The organism is Nitratidesulfovibrio termitidis HI1, assembly GCF_000504305.1.
Classification (GTDB): domain Bacteria; phylum Desulfobacterota; class Desulfovibrionia; order Desulfovibrionales; family Desulfovibrionaceae; genus Cupidesulfovibrio; species Cupidesulfovibrio termitidis.
In genome coordinates, this window is the sequence record NZ_KI632512.1 from 3,588,449 (window position 1) to 3,608,132 (window position 19,684).

The 19,684-nt window shown below is 66.3% G+C and carries 18 protein-coding genes; 6 read left to right on the plus strand and 12 right to left on the minus strand.

Features of this window, described 5'->3' with window-relative positions; genetic code table 11:
* Window position 1: 1 nt before the first annotated feature.
* The 6 genes from DESTE_RS14325 to DESTE_RS14350 form a co-directional block, all read right to left on the minus strand.
* On the minus strand, window positions 2-1,141 hold the full coding sequence (locus tag DESTE_RS14325; RefSeq protein ID WP_084559482.1) for an HprK-related kinase B: 1,140 nt from the start codon (window positions 1,139-1,141) through the stop codon (window positions 2-4).
* Complete coding sequence (locus DESTE_RS14330) at window positions 1,138-2,100, minus strand: GAK system ATP-grasp enzyme (protein WP_051384482.1); 963 nt, start codon at window positions 2,098-2,100, stop codon at window positions 1,138-1,140. Before DESTE_RS14330 ends, DESTE_RS14325 begins: the two co-directional genes overlap by 4 nt.
* Window positions 2,082-3,857, minus strand: a complete 1,776-nt coding sequence (locus DESTE_RS14335; protein WP_035068281.1) for a PhoU domain-containing protein — start codon at window positions 3,855-3,857, stop codon at window positions 2,082-2,084. Before DESTE_RS14335 ends, DESTE_RS14330 begins: the two co-directional genes overlap by 19 nt.
* A gap of 179 nt (window positions 3,858-4,036) precedes the next feature.
* The gene (locus tag DESTE_RS14340) at window positions 4,037-4,309 is read right to left on the minus strand and encodes an amphi-Trp domain-containing protein (RefSeq protein ID WP_035068282.1); all 273 of its coding nucleotides are present in this window, start codon (window positions 4,307-4,309) and stop codon (window positions 4,037-4,039) included.
* Window positions 4,310-4,444: 135 nt separating this feature from the next.
* Window positions 4,445-5,791, minus strand: coding sequence for a hypothetical protein (locus DESTE_RS14345; RefSeq protein WP_245590862.1), 1,347 nt, complete (start codon window positions 5,789-5,791; stop codon window positions 4,445-4,447).
* The gene (locus DESTE_RS14350) at window positions 5,775-6,497 is read right to left on the minus strand and encodes a GAK system XXXCH domain-containing protein (protein WP_051384483.1); all 723 of its coding nucleotides are present in this window, start codon (window positions 6,495-6,497) and stop codon (window positions 5,775-5,777) included. The genes DESTE_RS14345 and DESTE_RS14350 overlap by 17 nt, the downstream gene beginning before the upstream one ends.
* An 841-nt stretch (window positions 6,498-7,338) precedes the next feature.
* Here DESTE_RS14350 and DESTE_RS14355 point away from each other — a divergent pair.
* The gene (locus DESTE_RS14355) at window positions 7,339-8,550 is read left to right on the plus strand and encodes a M48 family metallopeptidase (RefSeq protein WP_035068284.1); all 1,212 of its coding nucleotides are present in this window, start codon (window positions 7,339-7,341) and stop codon (window positions 8,548-8,550) included.
* A 165-nt stretch (window positions 8,551-8,715) separates the two neighbouring features.
* Here DESTE_RS14355 and DESTE_RS14360 read toward each other — a convergent pair whose 3' ends face one another.
* Window positions 8,716-10,350, minus strand: coding sequence for a glutamate synthase-related protein (locus DESTE_RS14360; RefSeq protein WP_035068285.1), 1,635 nt, complete (start codon window positions 10,348-10,350; stop codon window positions 8,716-8,718).
* Window positions 10,351-10,877: 527 nt separating this feature from the next.
* Between DESTE_RS14360 and DESTE_RS18095 the strand changes: the two genes are divergently transcribed.
* Together DESTE_RS18095 and DESTE_RS14365 are read left to right on the plus strand one after the other, a co-directional pair.
* Window positions 10,878-11,021, plus strand: coding sequence for a hypothetical protein (locus tag DESTE_RS18095; protein WP_156925377.1), 144 nt, complete (start codon window positions 10,878-10,880; stop codon window positions 11,019-11,021).
* A gap of 31 nt (window positions 11,022-11,052) precedes the next feature.
* Window positions 11,053-11,469: a secondary thiamine-phosphate synthase enzyme YjbQ gene (locus DESTE_RS14365; RefSeq protein ID WP_035068286.1), complete on the plus strand. Its 417-nt coding sequence runs from the start codon at window positions 11,053-11,055 to the stop codon at window positions 11,467-11,469.
* Window positions 11,470-11,546: 77 nt separating this feature from the next.
* Here the strand turns inward: DESTE_RS14365 and DESTE_RS14370 are convergent, their stop codons facing one another.
* From DESTE_RS14370 to DESTE_RS14395, 5 genes are all read right to left on the minus strand, one after another.
* Window positions 11,547-12,518, minus strand: coding sequence for a membrane protein (locus DESTE_RS14370; protein ID WP_035068287.1), 972 nt, complete (start codon window positions 12,516-12,518; stop codon window positions 11,547-11,549).
* A 247-nt stretch (window positions 12,519-12,765) separates the two neighbouring features.
* Window positions 12,766-13,476: a flagellar brake protein gene (locus tag DESTE_RS14375; RefSeq protein WP_035068288.1), complete on the minus strand. Its 711-nt coding sequence runs from the start codon at window positions 13,474-13,476 to the stop codon at window positions 12,766-12,768.
* A gap of 101 nt (window positions 13,477-13,577) precedes the next feature.
* The gene (gene rnhA, locus DESTE_RS14380; protein ID WP_015946296.1) at window positions 13,578-14,048 is read right to left on the minus strand and encodes a ribonuclease HI; all 471 of its coding nucleotides are present in this window, start codon (window positions 14,046-14,048) and stop codon (window positions 13,578-13,580) included.
* An 88-nt stretch (window positions 14,049-14,136) separates the two neighbouring features.
* The gene (locus DESTE_RS14385; protein WP_035068289.1) at window positions 14,137-14,661 is read right to left on the minus strand and encodes a TPM domain-containing protein; all 525 of its coding nucleotides are present in this window, start codon (window positions 14,659-14,661) and stop codon (window positions 14,137-14,139) included.
* Window positions 14,662-14,912: 251 nt separating this feature from the next.
* Window positions 14,913-16,307 carry a phosphomannomutase/phosphoglucomutase gene (locus tag DESTE_RS14395; RefSeq protein WP_035068291.1) on the minus strand — a complete coding sequence of 465 codons (1,395 nt, stop codon included), beginning with the start codon at window positions 16,305-16,307 and terminating at the stop codon, window positions 14,913-14,915.
* 83 nt (window positions 16,308-16,390) lie between these two features.
* On the opposite strand from DESTE_RS14395, the gene hflK reads away from it, so the two are divergent.
* The 3 genes from hflK to DESTE_RS14410 all read left to right on the plus strand — a co-directional run bounded on the left by hflK (window position 16,391) and on the right by DESTE_RS14410 (window position 19,537).
* Window positions 16,391-17,602, plus strand: coding sequence for an FtsH protease activity modulator HflK (hflK, locus tag DESTE_RS14400; RefSeq protein WP_035068292.1), 1,212 nt, complete (start codon window positions 16,391-16,393; stop codon window positions 17,600-17,602).
* 1 nt (window position 17,603) lies between these two features.
* The gene (hflC, locus tag DESTE_RS14405; protein WP_035068293.1) at window positions 17,604-18,458 is read left to right on the plus strand and encodes a protease modulator HflC; all 855 of its coding nucleotides are present in this window, start codon (window positions 17,604-17,606) and stop codon (window positions 18,456-18,458) included.
* Window positions 18,459-18,841: 383 nt separating this feature from the next.
* Window positions 18,842-19,537 (plus strand): LexA family transcriptional regulator, encoded by a 696-nt coding sequence (locus DESTE_RS14410; protein WP_035068294.1) that lies wholly within the window; start codon window positions 18,842-18,844, stop codon window positions 19,535-19,537.
* The last annotated feature ends 147 nt before the right edge of the window (window positions 19,538-19,684 follow it).

Below are 19,684 nucleotides of genomic sequence, written 5' to 3' on the forward strand. Positions count from 1 at the left end.
CCTACAGCGTTCCGGCGGACAGGAAGTGCATGCAGGCATCCGCCGCCGCGTCAAAATCCACCCCGCCGGATAGCTCGATGATGGGCACCCCGGCCAGCCCCCGCGCGTACTCGGTATGGCTTGGGTCCTGCTCCCAACCGCCGGGGGCGGGCAGGTAGAACACCCCGGTGGACTTCATGAACGCGGGCAACAGGTCGGGCCGGTCCTGCGCGCTGTCCATGCGCACCCGCAGCGGCTCGCCCGTGTTGCGCCGCCAGTTCAGGATCACCAGCGCATCCAGCGGGGCCTGCGGTATGAACCGCCCCGGCCCGAAGCAATCGGCAATGATGGCGTCGTACTTGCGCTCCAGGTGCCACAGGTCGTCGGGGGGCAGGGCGGAAAGGGTGATGCGTTCTTCTTCGGTCAGCACCGCGGCAAGGTCCGGGTTGGCCAGGATGGTGCCGGGGTTGATGCGCGGCTGCTTGGGAATGCCCAGACAGCGCGGGGCGGCGGCGCCGTTCCGCTCCACCAGCACCCGGTCGTTGCTGACGAAGGTGGCCCCCCGGCTCATCAGCCGCAGGGACAGGGTGGATTTGCCCATGCCGGAAAAGCCCGCCACGGCCAGACCGCGCCCGGCGTGGGATACGGCGGCGGCGTGCCCCAGCAGGCAGCCCCGGTTCAGCATCAGTTCCAGGTAGCGGTTGTTGATGAAGTTGACCACCTGGTTGTCGTTGGCGGTGCATGGCCCCACGGCCACGTTGTCGCCATGGCCGAAGGCAAAGAGCATGCCCGTCAGCCGCTTGTGCACCAGGCGTCCGTCCGGCAGGTCCAGATACTCTTCCTTGATCTTGCGTTTGCCCGCGTCGGGCTGTTTTGCCGTGAAGGGCAGCCCCCAGTCGCGGCGCGGGGCCTCGTGCGCGGTGACGCGAATGACGTCCGCCCCGGCGGGCACGCCGTGTTCCGACACCTGCGGAGCCAGGAACTCGCCGAAGTAGCGGGTCAGTTTGGCGTGCAGTTCCGGCGCGTTGGTGGCCACGCGGACGTACGCGTCGTTGATGCGCAGGGCCAGTTCGTGGGTGGCGGGGTACCAGCCGCGCACGTCTGCGGCCAGTGCGGCGCGCGTCAGGTGCGGGGCCAGGGTGCGTGCGGCGGTGGCGCTCATGCGGCGGGCTCCATGCAGTTGGGCTCGACAGGGGGCGTGATGGTGGGGGCCGATCCGCAGCCGCCGGACAGGGCTCTGTCGGCCAGGCAGCACTGCACGTGCTCCAGCAGCAACTGCGCGGCATCCAGCCCGCTGGTTTCCAGAATGCCCCGGAACCCGCCGAAGGCCGACACCTCGAAAACGTAGGGGCCGGAATCGGTCAGGGCCACGTCCACGCAGGTGAAGTCCAGCCCGAACAGGGCCTGCGCCCGTCGGGCCATGTCGATGATTTCCGCCGGGGGCTCGAACGCGGCGTACTTGCCGCCGTTGACCGTGGTGGTGTTCCAGCTGCCGTTGGTGCGGCAGCGGGCATAGGTGGTCAGGTACCTGCCGCCCAGAAAGACCACGCCCAGATCCTGCCCGCCTTCCAGCTCTATGGTTTTCTGGATGTACAGGATGGAATGGTCGGCCTTGTAGGCAGCTATCCTGTCGCGCAGATCGGGCAGGCCGGGGCCGTCCTCCATGATGGTCATGCCCCGCGCCTTGGTGGAATACAGCGGCTTGAACACGGCCCGGCCATACTCGCGCACGGCTTCCACGGCATGGTCCACGTCTTCGGTGATGGTGGTGGGCGGCATGGGGATGTCGCCGGACTGCAGGGTGATGGTGCAGCTCAGCCGGTCCAGCACCCGCAGCACCCGCAACGGGGCTGAGAACACGGGCAGGCCGCGCTCGTTGAGCAGGCGCAGCATTTCCAGCCGGTCCAGCAGGTCTGGCGAGTACCACGCGCCGATCTTCTTGATGATCAGCGCATCCAGCGTGGAAAGGTCGGTGCCTTCGTACATGCAGCGGCCCGACGGCAGGTCCAGCCGCACCTTGTCCATTTCGATGAGCAGGCGGCGCCCGGTGGCCCTGCCCACGGTGTCGGCCAGCAGTTCCGACGACCAGCCTCCCTTGGTCCCTACGACGCCAATGCGCACGGCGTTTCCTCCCTCATGATGGCGTTGCAGCCGCAGTCCAGCACCTCTGCCGGCAGGCGGAAGCTTTCCCACGAACCGCGATGGGCCACGATGCGCTCCATCAGGTAGTGCGAGCGCAGGTACATGTCCTTGGCGAAGTGGTGGTTCAGTTCGAAGCGGGTCGACGTGTACAGCGAGCGGGCCAGCGCAAGGGCCAGCCGCGCCTGGAAGGTGGCGTCGCCCCGTGCGGCGGCCACCCCGGTGGCGAACAGCAGGAATTCGCGCATCACCCAGCGGATGCGTTCGCGCAGGGCGGGTTCGAACACCGGCAACCGGTAGTTGGAAACCAGGAACACCGAAATGTCCTGCACGTAGTCGCAGTCGCGCGAGCGGTACAGGTCGATGAATCGCACCGCCTGCCGGGCGTGGTCGTAGACCAGGTTGTTCACGTTGAAGTCGCCGTGGATGAACACGGTGAACGGCGCGGGCAGGGTTTTTTCTATGGCCTCGCAACGGTCGATGAGCTGTTCGGTGGACAGGGCCCCCGCGCCGCACAGTTCCACGCCGTCGCGCCGCAGGCCGGGGTGCACCTGTAACACCGCTTCCATGCGCGAACGCATCTGACGCATGTAGTCGGTGTCCACCGGGCCGGGCGTGGCCGTCTTTTCCCAGATTTCGTGCAGGGTTTGCAGCAGCACGAACATGGCGTTCTGCAGGATTTCCCCGTCGCCGGTCAGGACGATTTCGTCCAGGGTGCACCCCTGCAGAAACTCCACCAGCAGCGCGGCGGAATCGTCGTCCTCGTGGTAGCCGAAGATTTCCGGCACCAGGTTGGGAAACAGGGTGGACCAGCGGGCGATGTTGTCCCGCTCCTTGATGATCTTTTTCTTGTTGCCCTGCTTGTAGATGGAACCGAGGCCGCCGGGTTCGGGCCTGGGCTGGCCGTCGGGCCCCGTCTGCACCGGGTTGCCGCAGGACGGACCGCCCCCGCCTTCCGCGTCGCCGGTGGAACTGCGCGCGCCCCGCACCCGTTCCACCCGGCCGATGCGACAACCGGAGCGGGTGCCCCAGATGGACCGGAAGTCGATGTCCGACAGCGAATCTCCAAACCCCGATGTGGACAGCGTTTTCTGCAACGCTTCGAACTGCTTGATTTTGATCTTCTCGCCCAGCACGCTGAAGATCAGCGCCTCGCCCACGTTCAGCAGGCTGTCGCCGATGCGCTCCAGGTACCGGAAGATGAAGATGGTGGTGATGCGGTCGTGCACGCTGCGGCCATCGGACATTTCGGCCAGGGTACGGTGGAACACCGCCTCGTACAGCCGGTCCAGCTCGTATTCGCTGCGGCAGATGGCCAGCGCGGCGGGCAGGTCTTCCTTTTCCAGTGCGGGGATGATGCGGTTCAGGCTGGCGTCTATCTCGGCGAAGATGGGATCGTACTCGTCGTCCCGCAGCCTGCCGGGGTCGGAAAGGTGGGCCATCTGCCCCAGGATGTTCACGCAGAAGTCGGCGATGCGCTCCAGGTTCACGGCAATGGTGTGGATGGCCCGGATGCGGTGTATCTCGCGCCGGTCCAGCGAGTTGTCCGTGTGGATGCGCGAGAAGCACTTGTTCTCGATGATGGTCTTCAGGTTGTCGATGTAGTCGTCGCGCCCGGTGATGCGGTCGAACAGCTCGCGCGTGGGGGCACGCATGAATTCGTGCGTGGCGCGCAACTGGCCCGAAACCTCGAGCACCAGGAACCTGAAGTTTTCGCTCAGTCCTTCGAAGGTGATCATGTGCGCAGCATCTCGCCTTTGGAACTGTCCGTTGAAGAATGCGGGCTGCGGCTCACGAGGCCGTCAGGCCCGTCAGGCCCGTCGGGCCAGCCACGCCTGTCACGCCAGTTGGCAGGCATGCCTGTGTTTTCCCGGCGCCAACCGGGGGCGGCTTACCGGCACCTGCGCAGCCGCGGGCATCAGTTGCTGCTGACGGACAGCGTCCTGTCGGTGGTTTCCACGCGGGGGGCGTCCTTCCATTCCAGCTTCAGGCTGACCTTGCTCGACCCGCCCTTGCGCCGGGCCTTCACTTCCACCTGCAAGAGGCCCTGCGGGTACAGTTCGATGCGCTCGCCGCCCGATGACAGCACCAGGTGCTTGCTGCCCACGCCCTCGGTGAGCGCTTCCAGAAAGGCGCGGATGGATTCGCAGTCCTGCAACGATTCGAAGACGAACTTTTCTTCCGAACTCATGGGTGTCTCCTGTCTGCTTCGTGTATGCCGCCCGCCGGGGGCGGGGGCGTGCCGTGCGGGTGAAGGTCGGGTGACGCCGGGGCGCGATGCGGGCAGTGCTCCGCAGATGACGACTGCCCCCCGGTGCGGGAAATGCTAGCCGGAAAGGCGCGCCCGGTAATCCCGGATCACGCTGGCGCGGCTTACCCCGGTCAACGAAAGGCGCTTGCGCACGGCGGGGTCGTCCCAGGCCGGTTGCAGGCCCACCTCGCGGGCGGCCTTTTCCGTGTCCTGTTGTTCGCGCGGGCGGGTCTTTTCGCCCAGGTGGCAGTCGTCGCCCATGAACACCAGTATCTCGCGGCGTGAAAGGCCCGGCCCCCGGTTCTTGCGGTTGACCACGGAAATGAGGAATTCGGTGTACCGGCTGGACTGGGGGTTCCACACCTCGTAGCCGTCCACGTCGTACTCCGCGAGCAGGATGGGCCAGAACTGCTCCGGGTGGGGAATGACCACGCAGCCGCCAAGGCCGTGCGCTTCCTCGATGAATTCCGTGGCCCGGTAGAAGTAGTCGAGCGGAAAGCGCCGCTTCACCTGTTCCTTCACCGCCTTCAGGTAGGCCTGCACCCGGTCGATGAAGGTGTCTTCCCAGTCGCCGCGCAGCCCGTCGATGAAGTTGCGCAAGAGCTTGTTCTTGATCATGTCCTCGGGCATGGCCGCACCGTGCGTTTCCAGCAGGCGGGCGAACTTGCCGGTCATCAGCCGGGCGAAGGCCAGCACGTCTTCGTCGGCGCCGGTTTCGCGCACGGCAGGTCCGGCCACCTCGTCGCTGGGCTGCACCACGGCGCGCACATAGTCGTACAGTTGCGAGGCGCGGTACTTGCGGGTGTGGGCCAGCATGGAACGCAGGGTGTGCGCCCCGGTGTGCGTCCTGTCGCCGGACAGCAGGGAATACGCGGGCTGCGGCGGGCTGCCGGGCGTGCTGCGGGGTGGGGGGCTGGCGGGCCTCGTGACGTCGGTGGCGTCAAGCGGGGCTGGGCCGATGTGCGCGGGGTGCGCGCCAGGCGCAGTTGCCGCCACGCGGCTGCTTTCGAAATGCAGCAGCAGTTGCACCTTCTGGTTGAAGCCGCTGGAGTAGCAGTCCACCTCCACGCCGGTGTAGCCGTCCCAACTGGTCAGCTCGTTGTGCTGGGTGGGGATGATCAGTTCGGCCTCGTGCCCCGGAAACATGGCCTCGATGCGCTGGCGGATCAGCCCCATGGGTACGAATTCGGGGTGCCAGTGCGTGGCAAGCACCTCGCGCTGTGATTCGTGCACGGACGGGGGGGTGGTCACCTGTTCCGCCTGCCAGGGAGCCAGGTCGGTGACGATCAGTGAGCGGAACAGGGCGTCCTCCTGCTCGGTGATGTCGTCAGGAAGGGCCTGCAGCCGGGCTTCCAGATCGGCGCACTGGCGCGCCACGGGTTTGACGATCTTCATGGCGGGCGGCCTATTTGTAGCGGTCATGGCACAGCACCATGAGCCGGTAGAGTTCTTCCACGGCGTGGCGGATTTCGGGCATGACGGGCGGCGTGACGGGCGTGATCACGGCGGCCCCGCCATCCCCGGCTGGTGCGGCGGCGGAATCTGCCGCGTCGGCAGGGGCAGCGGCAGGGATGCCGCCCGTGCCCACGGCCTCCAGCGCCGCGCGCAGGGCTTCGGTGGCCGCCAGATACGCCGCGTAGTGCTCGTCGCCGTAGCCGGGGTACTCCACCATCAGCAGCGAATCGGACAGGAAGGACGCGGCGGCCTGCGGCGGGGGCATCACCCCGGCCTGCACGGCCTGGCGCAACGCCTTGAACGACGCGCGCATCCGCTTTTTCAGCGATTTGTACGAGGGGTGGCCCGCAGCGCGAACGGCGTGGCTCGCACCCGCACCGGTGCCGGTGGTGGTGGTTCCGTCAGCATCGGCGGCACCGGCGGCTGTGGCGGCTGCGTCGGGTGTCTTGACCTTGAGCACCACCTGCATCTGGCCGAAGGCATGCTTGGCGTTGAGCTTGAACTTGCGAAAATCTCCCAGCCCCGATGCCAGCAACGGGTCCGCCTCGTCTTCCGGCACGGCGGTGGCCGGCTCTCCGATGGCGTCCCCCCGCTCCAGGGCGTCGGCGATGCGCCGCAGCACGGCGGGCAGTTCCTGCCGGGTGGTGGAGAACGTGGTCTTTCTGCTGCCCATGGTGCGACCCCTGATATGTATCGGATGGTGTGCCGGATGGTGTGCCAGGTGGTGTGCCAGGTAGTGTGCCGGATGAGACGTCTGACTGTGTGCCGCTTGCAGGCGCCCGTGGCAGGCTGGCCCGTACCGCGCAGTTCCTTGCGCCGCGTGCCGATCCTGCCGCCGTCACGCTCGCCAGCCGCAACTGGCCGCCATCATTTGCCCCCGTTGCCCCAGGCACGGGGCGTCATGTTTCCGCCCCATGTGACGGTTGCGGAACGTGGCGTTCCGGTCATGTACACACGGCTGCGCCCGTCCTTGATGGCTGGACGGTGGCGGCAACGTTACAATGATACTCCGAAGGTTACGTTTGCATGACGGGGTGCGCGCGGGGCGCTTTCTCGTGCGTGCGGCCTTTGGCCCGGTTTGGCCTGCCCGTTTGGTCTGCCGGTTTGGCTCACCAGTTCGGCCCGGCGGTGCGGCATCGCCTGTCGCAGTTGCGCCACGGAGCGGATTGCGCCGGGCCACGTGGCGGATGGTGCGGAATGTACAACGGCCATGCGACGGCGCGTCAGGGCGGCGACCTGCGCGTGTTGCAGTGCACGCTTGCAAGGCACGGTGTTTGCTTCGCATTCCGGGATGCACGAACGCGGCATGTTCTGCCGTATTACGATGTGATGTCGTGGCGTGGTGATGCCATGCACTGTGGTATTTCGCAGAGGGCTTGCATGAACCGACGCGACACGGTATGCGGCGGCAACGGGACACTTGCCGGGAGGCTTGTTCCGCGCAAGGGAGTGACCTGCGCCGGGTGAGGGGAAAAGGATGCCCGCGCGGGGCAATGCACTGGAATGGAGGTGGCATGGCAATATTTCAGGCAAGGATGCAGTGGCGCTCGGGCGGCCTGCCGCCGTTCGCGTCGGCCTTCGCGGCCCCCCTGCTGATCCTGATGCTGTCCCTGGCGCTGGCTCCGGTTTTGGTCGGCTGTGGCCGCAAGGCCGTGACCCCGACTCCCGTCGCCGAGGCGAAAAAGGAACATTGCCCTCAGCCGGTTGCCTCGGTGGAACGGCGGATGTGCCAGCGCGAACGGCTGTGGAACGTGGGCTATGCCCTGCGTGAAGCCAACGCCCCGCTGTGCGGCGGGCGCACCGTGCTGGATGACGGCGTGGTGGTGGTCAGCACCGACACGCTGGACGACATGCTTTCGCCAGTGCGCTGGGGCGATTTGGGCGCTTACGTGGAAATGCGCCGCTGGCGTGATGCGTATGTGCGCGAGTATGGGCTGGATGGCCGTCACCGGGTCATCAGCGTGCTGCGCGGCAGCGGCGGCGAAGAAGCGGGCATCCGCCCCGGCGACGTGCTGGTGGCCGTCAACGGGCAGCCCATGCCCACCGGCAAGCTGGCCGCGCGTACCCTGCGTTGGCAGGTCACCAAGGCCCTGGGCGCGGGCGATACCGTGACCTACACCGTGGAGCGCGACGGCCTGCGCATGGATGTGCCGGTGCGTTTCCACCGGGTGTGCGACACCACCATGGATGTGGAAGTGCGCGACACCGTGGATTCCTTTGCCTCCGGCCAGGCAATTTTCGTGACCATCGGCCTGCTGGAACGCTTTTCTGACGATAACGAACTGGCCGCCGTGCTGGGGCGTGAAATGGCCAGGCATGTTCGACATAACGGGCAGGGCGGCCAGAGTGGCCAGAGTGGCCAAAGCGGGCAGACCAAAGCTGGCGCGGTATCGTCAGCAACGGACAGGCCGGGCGTGCGCGGTTATTACGGCATGCCCCCTGCGGGCGGGCTGGTGAAGCCCGAAACCGCCGCAGCGGACCGCCAGACCGGCAGCCCCGACATCGACCGTCTGGCCTTGTACTGCATGGCCCGCGCCGGGTACGACCACCGCCGGGCCGCGCCCATGTTCGAGGCGCTGGCGCAGCTGCCGCCGTCGCGCCGGGCAGTGCTGGAAGGTGAAGCCATTGCGGCAAGGGGCGATGCGCAGGTGCGTGCCGCCCGGCTGGCCATGGCCGCAGCCGAGATCGACGGCAGGTTGGCCCAGGGGCAGCCGCTCATTCCGTAGGGCGCGGCTGATGCCGGGCCTGCGCTGTCGCATGCTCTGACGAGAAAGCAAGAACGGGGCGGAAACCTGCATGGTTTCCGCCCCGTGTTCATTCGTGTGCGAGGGTGATGGCGGCAGGGGGCGGTGCGGTGCCGTGGTGGCCCCGAAGCTCCCCCGCCAGTTTCGCTACGCCTTCAGGATGGCCCTGGCAAACTCGTCCTGCACGTCGGTGATGAACGGAATGCCGGTCTCGCGTTCGGTCTCGCGGTTGCCGGAGGCGATGTCCTCGCGGCGGATCTGGTCCAGCGAGAAGCGGCGCGCGCCCGCCATCAGCTGCTGCACGCCCGCGCCCAGCTTGTCCAGCAGGGTCCACATGGCAATGGCCCCGTAGGGCAGGTCCTTCATGCCTTCGCGGCCAATCCTGGCCTGCACGTCATGATACCCGGCGAAGATTTCTTCCGCCGTGGTGCCATGCTCGGCCACGGTCTTGGGCAGCGCGTCCCAGTTGCCGTTGACGCGGGCGCGGTTTTCCGGCTTCAGCACGCCTTCGATGTTGGAGCCGAGGAAGCCGGGAATCATCATGGCCCGGCCCATGCAGATCATCTTCACATAGGGCGCGCCAAGGGCCAGCCCCTTGAATATCTGGCTGGGCTTGGCGAAGCCGCCCGCGAAGGACATGTCTACCACCTTGCGGCCGCCCGCGGCCAGCAGGGCCGCGTATTCTGCGGCCTTGGCGTGCAGCAGGATGGAGGGCACGCCCCAGGTTTCCATCATGTCCCACGGGCTCATGCCGGTGCCGCCGCCCGCGCCGTCGATGGTCAGCAGGTCCAGTTCGCACTCCGAAGCCAGGCGGATGGACATGGCCAGGGCCTCCATGCCGTAGGCGCCGGTCTTCAGCGAGATGCGGCCAAAGCCCAGCGAACGCAGGTAGGCCACCTGGGTCATGAAGTTTTCGCGCACCTGCTCGTAGCCGGAAAGGTCGGTGTAGCCCAGGCGGCTGTGCCGGGCAAAGCCCTTCACCGCGCCGGTGCGGTAGCCTTCCTGCACTTCGGGCCGGGTGGGGTCGGGATCCACCAGGTAGCCGCGCTGCTTCAGGAACTGGGCGTACTCCAGGCTCTTCACCTCGATCTCGCCGCCGATGTCCTTGGCGCCCTGGCCCCACTTCAGCTCGATGATCACCTTGTCGCCGTACTTGCCTGCCACGTATTCGGCCACGCCGTTGCGGGTGTCCTCCACGTTCAGCTGCACGATGATGGCGCCGTGCCCGTCGTAGTAGCGCAGGTAATTGTCGATGCGGCGTTCCAGTTCGGGGGCCTTGGTGATGCGCCCGTTCTCCAGTACGGCTTCGCGGTCGATGCCCACCACGTTTTCGCCCACCACGATGGGCACGCCACAGATGGCGCAGCCGGTGGCAAAGGCGTCCCAGTAACGGGCCGCCACGAAGGTGGAACCGAGCGCGCCGGTCATCAGCGGGTAGCGGCAGGTGGTCTTGTGCTGCGCGCCGAAGGACGTGGCAAGGGACACGTCGGTGAACAGGGCGTCGCCGGTGGCGGCCTTTTCGCCCGCGCCGCAGGCCCCGTAATTGTAGCCCTGGATGCGCAGCGAGTTGTACGATACGCCCACGTGGGTGGTGTTGCCGCTGCCTGCGGTGACGATGCCGAAGTCGCGCGGGTACAGGGTTTCGCGCCCCTTCATGCACGAAAGCCAGGTTTCGCACTTGCCCATGCAGTCGGCGCGGCACAGGGTGCACAGGCCGGATTCCGCCGTGTTGCCGCGGTTGGTGGTGCCAAGGACGTCATTGCTCTTGAGCCACTGGGACATGCTGCCTTCCTCCGGGATGGTCCGTGATATTCCAGATGATGGAAAACGGGCCATACCGCCCGGTATCGGGCAAGGCAACGCGGGCATGCATGCCCGCGCGCATGTGATGCGACGGGTGTTTCTGATGGTTGCATGGCAGCGGGCGGGTGGTTGGCGGCACTTCCATGCAATGCTCGTCCGAAGGCGCGATGAGCGCGGCGGCATGGACCACATCATGCGTGCACGAGCACGCCATGGCGGGAAAAACGGGCGTGGCCGGTGTTTCCGTCACGCGGGCGTCAATGGATATGGCGGACTGTTGCAGTGGGATGGCCGCCGGTGTATCCGGGAGCACACACAGGAATGCATGATTTTTACATTTTCGGTATGAGACATTTTTGTCGCAAAAATGTGCATATTCTGACAATTTTGTATTGAAAAATTGATATCGCGCACAACAATTCCCGAAATATGGCGATTTGAGGAGGAGTGGTTGTCAGGGTGTGCATGAATCTCTTCTGTGACGAGAATGTGCAAAGCATGAAAAAATGAAACTGCCTGATGCGACCCGCGCCGTTGCGCCGCTGCCACATCCGGCCGAATTGGCCGAATTGGCCGAATTAGCAGGACAGGCAGAATTGGCAGAGCAGGCAGAACTGGCAAAACTGTCCGAACTGGCGCAATGGGTCTGACGGGCGCGCCTGATACAGGAGGAGAGACGGCATGAAATCGTGGCGCAAGGAATTGTGGTTCAACGTGCCCACGCGGCGGGCGTTCATCAACATCACCCCGCAGGTGGATATGGAACTGGCGGAAAGCGGCATTCGCGAAGGGTTGTGCCTGGTCAACGCCATGCACATCACTGCCAGCGTGTTCATCAACGACGACGAAAGCGGCCTGCACCACGACTACGAGCAGTGGCTGGAACGGCTGGCCCCGCACGAGCCGGTGCGCCAGTATCGCCACAACGTGGGCGAGGACAACGCCGACGCGCACATGAAGCGCCAGATCATGGGACGCGAGGTGGTGGTGGCCGTGACCGAAGGCAAGCTGGACCTGGGGCCGTGGGAGCAGGTGTTTTACGGAGAGTTCGACGGCGGGCGGCGCAAGCGGGTGCTGGTGAAGATCATCGGCGAATGACGCGGGTACGCCGTGGCCCGATGGGGCAGAGGCTGCGGTGGGGAGGACGTGCGCGCCAGCGGCGCGTCATGTCTGCTTCAGGGGAGCGTCAACCAATAGTACCCCACGCCCACCAGCGTGATGGACGCGGCGCGCAGGGCCTGGTTGACCACGATCAGTTCCGCGGCCAGCGCGGGCCTGAAGTATCCGGCGTAGGACGGGAACTGGTGGCGAAAGGCCCGCATGGGCGTGGACAGCACGTTGCCCGCCAGCAGGGCCAGCACGACCTCCCTCTCGGTCAGCGCCCCACCGCCCAGCACGGCCCCGGCGGCGGACACCGCCGCGCCGAATTCCGCCGCCAGATGCAGCAGCACGATGCCCAGCGCTTCGGGCCGCAGAAAGGCCAGCGCGCCCATGTGCCGGGTCATCCACGCTTCGGCCAGATCGAACCAGCCCGCCTGCTGCATGGCGTACATGGCCGCGTAGGTGGGCACGGTGAAAAAGATCACCCGGGGCATGCGCTTGCGAAAGCGCATCCAGGCCGTGTGCAGCCCGGCCCGCCAGCCTTTGGCTTCGTGCCCGTCCAGGCGGCAGGTGACGCAGCCTTCGGGCAGCGGTGGCAGCAGCACCCGGCCGCAGACCACCGTCAGCGCGGTGCGCAGAAAGGCGGCCAGCAGGGTCAGTCCCACGTAGACCACGGCGGGAAAGCCCAGCACCGGCCAGGTGATGAAGAACAACGTGGGCAGGTGCACGAAGTAGCTGGGCAGGCTGTTGAACAGGTTGGCGAAGCGCAGTTCGCGCCGGGTCAGTTCCCCCTTCTCGTAGCTTTCGGCCAGCAGCGAGTTGGACGCCACGGACGAGAAGAACGCCAGCGAGAACGAGGCCCCGGCCACGTCGCGCAGGTGCCCCAGGCGCACCAGCGGTGCGGCCAGGCGGGCGACACCACGCGTCCAGTTCAGCGATTCGATGCAGTTTGCCACGAACAGCCCGACGGACATGGACAGCACCAGACGCAGCAGCGGGCGGCCAAGGCCGTCCCAGAGATGCCAGGTGGTCTGCGCGTCGGTCATGCGGTGCTCCGTGCGAAAGGATGCGCGCCAGACGGCGCGGCGTGCGGGCCGATGGCCGCGCATGCATGAGGCATCAGGTAGCGGCGGGGCGGTGGGGCGTCAAGCAGGGGGACGCCGAAGTGGACAGGGCCGGGACAGGTCATGTGGAATAGGGCCGGGATATGGGACAGGGCCGGGGTATGGGACAGGGCCGGGATATGGGACAGGCTCTGGACAGATCCGTCGGGCACGCCCCTTCGGGATGGACTCAGATCAGGCAGGACACGTTGTCGAGGTAGCTGGAAAGCTCCAGTTGCGTGTCGGTGCTGAGGTCGGCGAACTTCAGGCCCAGCTGCATGCGGTTGCCGTCCATGGAAACGCTTTTCACCAGGCACGAAAGGGTGGTCTGGGCCGTTCCTTCCGAGGCAAAGAAGCCGCACTGCAACACCAGCATGTCGTCCACGGCGGTTTCGCGGATGGGGTCGTCGCGCTGCAATTCCAGCGAAACCTTGCAGCCACCCTCGCTGAGGTCAAGCAGGATGCACTTGTACACGCCGTGGTGGCCATGCACGGCGGCGGGCAGCAGGCAGTTGACCCGGCGGTGCTGGCGCAGGTCCACCTGTTCCATGGCGTCGGGGTAGTCCACGAACAGCAGAAAGCCCGGCTTGACGATGTGATTCAGCACCTGGCTCTTGAAACCGAAAATGGTGCCCCCGGCTATGTAGCGCAGGGTCACCATCTCTCCGTTCAGCAGGCGCGCGCGGATGCCGGGCACCAGCGGCATCTTCAGGATCAGGTACTCGAAGTGCTGCAACCCCACCAGTTCGCTGGACAGGTTTTCCTTGGTGCCCGCGATGTTCAGCAACATGCGCGTGCCAAGGGGCAGGTCGAGGGCGTGGCCGTTGCGGGTGCGGGTGACCATGGCACGCTCCGTGGCCCGTTCGACGGGGCGTTCGGTGATTGCGGTGCGGTGGGACATGCGCGTTTCTATACGGATTCACGGAAAAAAAGAATGGGGGCGAACCCTACCGGGGCCGCCCCTCCATCGAAAAGCCTGATGTGTGCGGCGCGTGCCCCGGCTTATTCCCGGTAGCCCGTGTCGGGCGGCAGCCCGCGCGACGATGCCTGGGTGCGGGCCAGCACGTCGCAGCGTTCGTTCTCGGGGTGGCCGGAGTGGCCGCGCACCCAGTGAAAGCGCACCTGATGCAGGTCCAGCAGGGGTTGCAGGCGCTCCCACAGGTCGCGGTTCTTCACCGGCTTCTTGTCGCTGGTCTTCCAGCCGTTGCGGCGCCAGCCCGCCAGCCACTTCTTTTCCACCGCGTTGCGCACGTACTGCGAGTCGGTATACAGGTCCACGCCGCACGGCTCCTTGAGCAGGGCCAGCGCCTCGATCACCGCCAGGATTTCCATGCGGTTGTTGGTGGTAAGGGCAAAGCCCCCCGAAAGCTCGCGTTCGGAGCCGTTGCAGCGCAGCACGGCGGCCCAGCCGCCGGGGCCGGGGTTACCGAGGCACGAACCGTCGGTGAAGGCCTGGACGTTCTTCATGGTCATGGAATGGTCCGATGGTGAGGTTGCAGGTGATGCGGAAGGGGGCGGGCCGGGGAGCAGGGGCAACCGGCCAGCGGCGTGGCCAGGCCGGTCAGTTCTCGCCCAGGCGGTCCCACAGGTGTTTCAGCGCGCGCACCAGGCCTTCGGCCCATTGGCCAGATGCCATGGCGGGGCGCAGCCAGTCGTTTTCCAGCGTTTGGGCCAGGGCGTCGCCGTAGGCCTTGCGCAGCAGCGGGGGCAGTTCCACGATGACCTGGCCCTTGGCCGGGCACAGTCCCACGAACAGGGTCTGGGCGTCCAGTCTGGCGGGCAGGACGGGGGTATCGCGCCGGATGTGGATGAGCAGCTTTACCCCGTGCACTTCGCGAAAGGCGTCCACCAGTTCGCGCAGCGCCGTTTCCTGCCCGTCGGTCAGCAGGTCCGCCTCGTCCCACACGGCGGAGGAGGCGCGCACCTCGGCAAAACGGCGTTCGTTGTTTGCCCAGAAGGCCCACGCCGTCACTGCGAACACGGCGATGAGCAGCATGGTGCGCAGAAAGAACTGCCCCGGCGTGTCGGCGTTGACCAGCGGCAGGCGCGGCTCGCCGCGTTCGCGCTTGGGAAACCGGAGGAACATGGATCAGGCTCCTCTGAGCCGACCGGTCTGGCCCGTCTGGCCTGTCTGGCCGATCTGGCCGATCTGGCTGACCTGGCTGCCCTGGCCCGTCTGGCTGACCTGGCTGACCTGGCTGATCTGGCCGGTGTGGTCGGTCTGGCCGTCCAGGCTGCGGGCCCGGCGGCCTGACTGGTGAGTCCGGCTGCCTGCCTGGTGAGTCCTTCTGGCTGACCGGCAAGTCCGGCTGGCAGGGGCGAGCGGATGGACCCGGATCACGCGGTGGCGTCCGTGCCCGCGCGGGCTTCGGCTATCCAGGCGGTGAGCGGCGTTTCCACCAGGGCGCGGATTTCGGCCAGTCGCTCCGGCGTTTCCGCCTCGAAGCGCAGCACCAGCACCGGCTGGGTGTTCGAGGCACGCACCAGTGCCCAGCCGTCGGGCCAGGTGATGCGCGCGCCGTCGATCTCGTTGACGTCGTACAGCGCGCGGAAATGTTCCTGCGCGCGGCGCACCACGGCAAACTTCACCTCGTCCGGGCAGGTCATGTGCAGTTCGGGCGTGGCGTGCGAGGGCGGCCAGCCGGGCAGGGCCGTCAGCGGCACGTCGGACGCGGACAGGATGCGCAGCAGCAGGGCGGCGGCGTAGATGGCGTCGTCGAAGCCGTACCACCCCTCGTTGAAGAACATGTGACCGCTCATCTCGCCCGCCAGCGGCGCGCCCACCTCCAGCATGCGGGCCTTCATCACCGAATGGCCGGTGATCCACATGGCGGGCTTGCCGCCGTGGGCCTCTATGTCGCGGAACAGGCGGTGCGAGCACTTCACGTCGCCCATCACCTCGCCCCCGGGCACGCGGGCCAGCAGGTCGCGCGCGAAGAGCGAGAGCAGTTCATCGCCGAACAGCAGGCGGCCCTGCGCGTCGACCACGCCCAGCCGGTCGGCGTCGCCGTCAAGGCCAATGCCCAGGTCCGCGCCTTCGCTGGCCACACGGGCCATCAGGTCGCGCATGTTGGCTTCCACCACCGGGTCGGGATGATGGTTGGGAAAGGCGCCGTCCGGGTCGCAGTACTGCTCGATCACGTTCGCGCCCAGGCGGCGCAGCAGTTCGGCGCACAGTTCGCCGCCCGCGCCGTTGCCGCCGTCCACCACCACCTTGAGCGGGCCGTGGGCGCGTGGGGCCAGTTGCACCCGCTGGGTCACGGCTTCCATGTAGGCGGGCACGATGTCCACGGTACAGCCCACGCCCTTGCCCGAGGCAAAGCGCCCGGCGGCGAAGATTTCGTAGATGCGCCGGATTTCCGTGGTGTGGATGGTGGTCTGCCCGGCCCACACCTTGAAGCCGTTGTATTCCGGAGGGTTGTGGCTGGCGGTGATCATGATGCCGCCCTGGCGGTCCAGGTGGCGCACGGCAAAGTACAACAGGGGGGTGGGCACCATGCCAATGCTGACGACATCGATGCCGCAGGCGATGAGCCCGGCGGTGAGCGCGTCGTGGTAGGCGGGTGAGCTGTGGCGGCAGTCGTGGCCCACCACGGCGGCGTCGATGCCGCGTTCCAGCAGGTAGGTGCCGCAGGCGCGTCCCAGGCGCTCCACCCATTCGGCGTCGAAGTCGGCATCGACGATGCCGCGTATGTCATAGGCCCGGAACGGGCGGTCGGAAATCGGTTTCATGGCTGCTCCGGCAGGCGGGGTGGGGCCGCAAATCGGCGTCATGCCTTGACCGCACTCCACATCTGCCCTATTTTTGAGGTATTATGAACTGGGATTGGGAAAAACTGCAAGAAAAACGGCAGCGGCACTCCGGGTGGCGCGGAGGCTCCGGCGGGTCCGGCGGCTCCGGCGACGGGGACGAAGGTGGTTCCGGCGGCTCGGGCGGTTCCGGTGGCTCTGGCGGTTCCGGTGGCTCTGGCGGCCCCGGAGGCCCCGGCGGTTGGGACGACCCCTCCGGACCGGACTTCGAGAAGCTCGGCGAGACCTTCCGCAAGTTTCGCGAATACCCCTTCCCCGCGGGGAAGGTGGTGGCGCTGGTGTTCGTCCTGTTGTGGGCGGCGTCGGGCATCTACATCGTCGAGCCGGACGAACTGGGGGTGGTGCTGCGCTTCGGCCGCTACGACCGCACCGTGGAGTCCGGCCCGCACTACCACCTGCCGTTCCCCGTGGAATCGGTGTACACCCCCAAGGTGACCCAGGTGCAACGCGCCGAGGTGGGCTTCCGCTCGCTGGCGCAGGGTTCGTCCTTCCAACAGGGGGGCGGGCGCATCGTGCCCGAGGAAGCCGCCATGCTCACGGGTGACGAGAACATCGTCAACGTGCAGTTCAGCATCCAGTTCCAGATCAAGGACCCCGTCCAGTACCTGTTCAACGTCACCAATCCTTCCGCCGTGGTGCGCAGCGCGGGCGAGGCCGCCATGCGCGAGGTCATCGGCAACAGCCGCATCGACGCCGCGCTCACCGACGGCAAGCAGCTCATCCAGAACGAAACCCTTACGCTGTTGCAGGACATCCTGGACATCTACCAGGTGGGCGTGCGCGTGCTGGCCGTGCAGATGCAGGACGTGCACCCGCCGAAAGAGGTCATCGACGCCTTCAAGGATGTGGCCAGCGCCCGCGAGGACAAGAGCCGCATCATCAACGAGGCCGAGGCCTACCAGAACGAGATCATCCCCCGCACCCGCGGCCTTGCCGCGGAAGTGATCAACCAGGCCGAAGCGTACCGCCAGGCCCGCGTGCGCGAGGCGGAAGGCCAGGCCAACCGTTTTCTGGCCGTGCTGAAGGAATACAACAAGGCCAAGGACGTGACCCGCAAGCGCCTGTACCTGGAGGCCATGGAAGAGGTGCTTTCCGCGCCCGGCATGGAAAAGATCATCATCCCCGGCGAGGCGGGGGCGCGCATGCTGCCCTATCTGCCGCTGGACGGGGCGCGGCCCCGTGGCGACGCGGGCCCGGCCCGCAAGGGGGGCGAATAGCATGGAACGCCGTACCATAACCGTGCTCATCGCCCTTGCCGCGCTGCTGGTCATGGGCAGCCAGTGCATGTACAGCGTGCACCAGACCCAGAAGGCCATCGTGCTGCAGCTGGGTGAACCCGTGGGCGGCGTGGTGCTGCCGGGTCTGCACTTCAAGCTGCCGTTCATCCAGAACGTGGTCTACTTCGACGCGCGCATTCTGGACTACGACGCCCGCTCCGCCGAGGCGCTGACCAGCGACAAGAAGGCCATAGTGCTGGACAACTACGCCCGCTGGCGCATCACCGACCCGCTGACCTTCTACCGCACCGTGCGCACCATTCCCGGCGCCCAGGCCCGCCTGGACGACACCGTGTATTCACAGTTGCGCGTCTTCGTGGGGCGCAACACCCTGACAGAGGTGGTTTCGTCCAAGCGTTCCGAGATCATGGGCGCGGTGACGGCCCGTACCTCGGAACTGCTGCGCGAGTACGGCATGGAGATCATCGACGTGCGCATCAAGCGCACCGACCTGCCCACGGAGAACCAGCGCGCCATCTTCGGCCGCATGCGCGCCGAGCGCGAGCGCCAGGCCAAGCAGTACCGTTCGGAAGGCCAGGAAGAATCGACCAAGATTCGCTCGACAGCCGACCGCGAGCGGACCGTGCTGATGGCCGAGGCCACCCGCAAGTCCGAGATCCTGCGGGGCGAAGGCGATGCCGACGCCGCCCGGATATTCTCCGAAGCGCTTTCGCAGTCGCCGGAGTTCTACGACTTCCAGCGCAGTCTGGATGCCTATCGCAAGGTGTTCCGCGACAACACGCGCATCATTCTCACCCCCAGCGACCCGTTCCTGAAACAGTTTCAGGGCCGGTAGTGTAGCATTGTTACACTTTTCGCCCAGAAAAGTGTAACATGTTACGCGCCGTTGTCCTGATACCGGAAAGCGCGTTGCGCTATACAGGATGCTACCCCCGGAAATCATGACTCTATCCATTGGTGGCACCGTTCTTGTATTGCTATAGGGCGTAACGCCCCGGAGCGCGGGCGGCAGCGAGCGACGCAACGTTGCCGATGCGGTGCAGCCATATGGTGGCGAGCGCCCGCATCACGGCATTGACGTGTCGCTCGTTCCGTGCGAGGCAACACTGCAAAGACGCACCGCAACCGCCTGGAACGCGGAGCGCGCACGCACCGGGGACCGGTTTCCGCCGCGCCGGGTCGCGGCTTGGGGCCGTAATTCTTGAATGGGAGAACACCGTGTCCACCTTTGAAGAAGTTTTTGAACGCATCAAGCTGGCCACCAATACGCGTACGCAGGTGGAGCTTGCCGAGGTGCTCGACATCCGGCAGTCCAGCATTTCCGACGCCAAACGCCGCAATTCGGTGCCCTCCGACTGGTACATGAAGCTGTTCGAGAAGTTCGGCCTGAACCCCGACTGGCTCAAGAAGGCTGCTGGCCCCATGTACCTGCGCACCGAGCAGGGCTATCAGCCCCTGGATGCCCCGGCAGCGGGCATGGTGCTGGAAGATCCGGCCCGCTACGGCGACCCGGATGCCAAGAGCAGCGTGGTGACCGTGCATTCCATGCATTGCGAAGTTACCGAACAGGGCGGTGGCCCGCTGAAGGCCATCGGCAAGCTGTCCGTGCCGCAGTCGTACTCCGGCCCCTCCGTGCAGGTGGTGCGCATGGATGCTTCGAGCATGGAACCGCTGGTGCGCAAGGGCGCGTATGTGGGGCTGGATACGGCGCAGAAGAATGTCGTGTCCGGTGAACTGTACGGCGTGTACGTTCCTTACGAGGGCGTGGCGCTGAAACGCATCTTCCTTGATGCGGAAAAGGCCCGCTTCGTGCTGCGTTCCGAAAACCCCGCCCACCCAGAACAATACCTGCCCGTGGACAAGCATGCGGAACGCATCGTGGGCCGCGTGGCCTGGGTGCTGCAACGCTTCTGATCGCCTTTTTCCGTGGCTGCGCGAGACGCGCGGACGCGAAAGATGACAAGGCCACTCCGAAAGGGCCGTGCCGTGAAAACGGCGCGGCCCCTTTTCGTTCCGGAATGGGGGAAAACCGGTACGGGCAGGGTGCTGCGCACCCCGGAT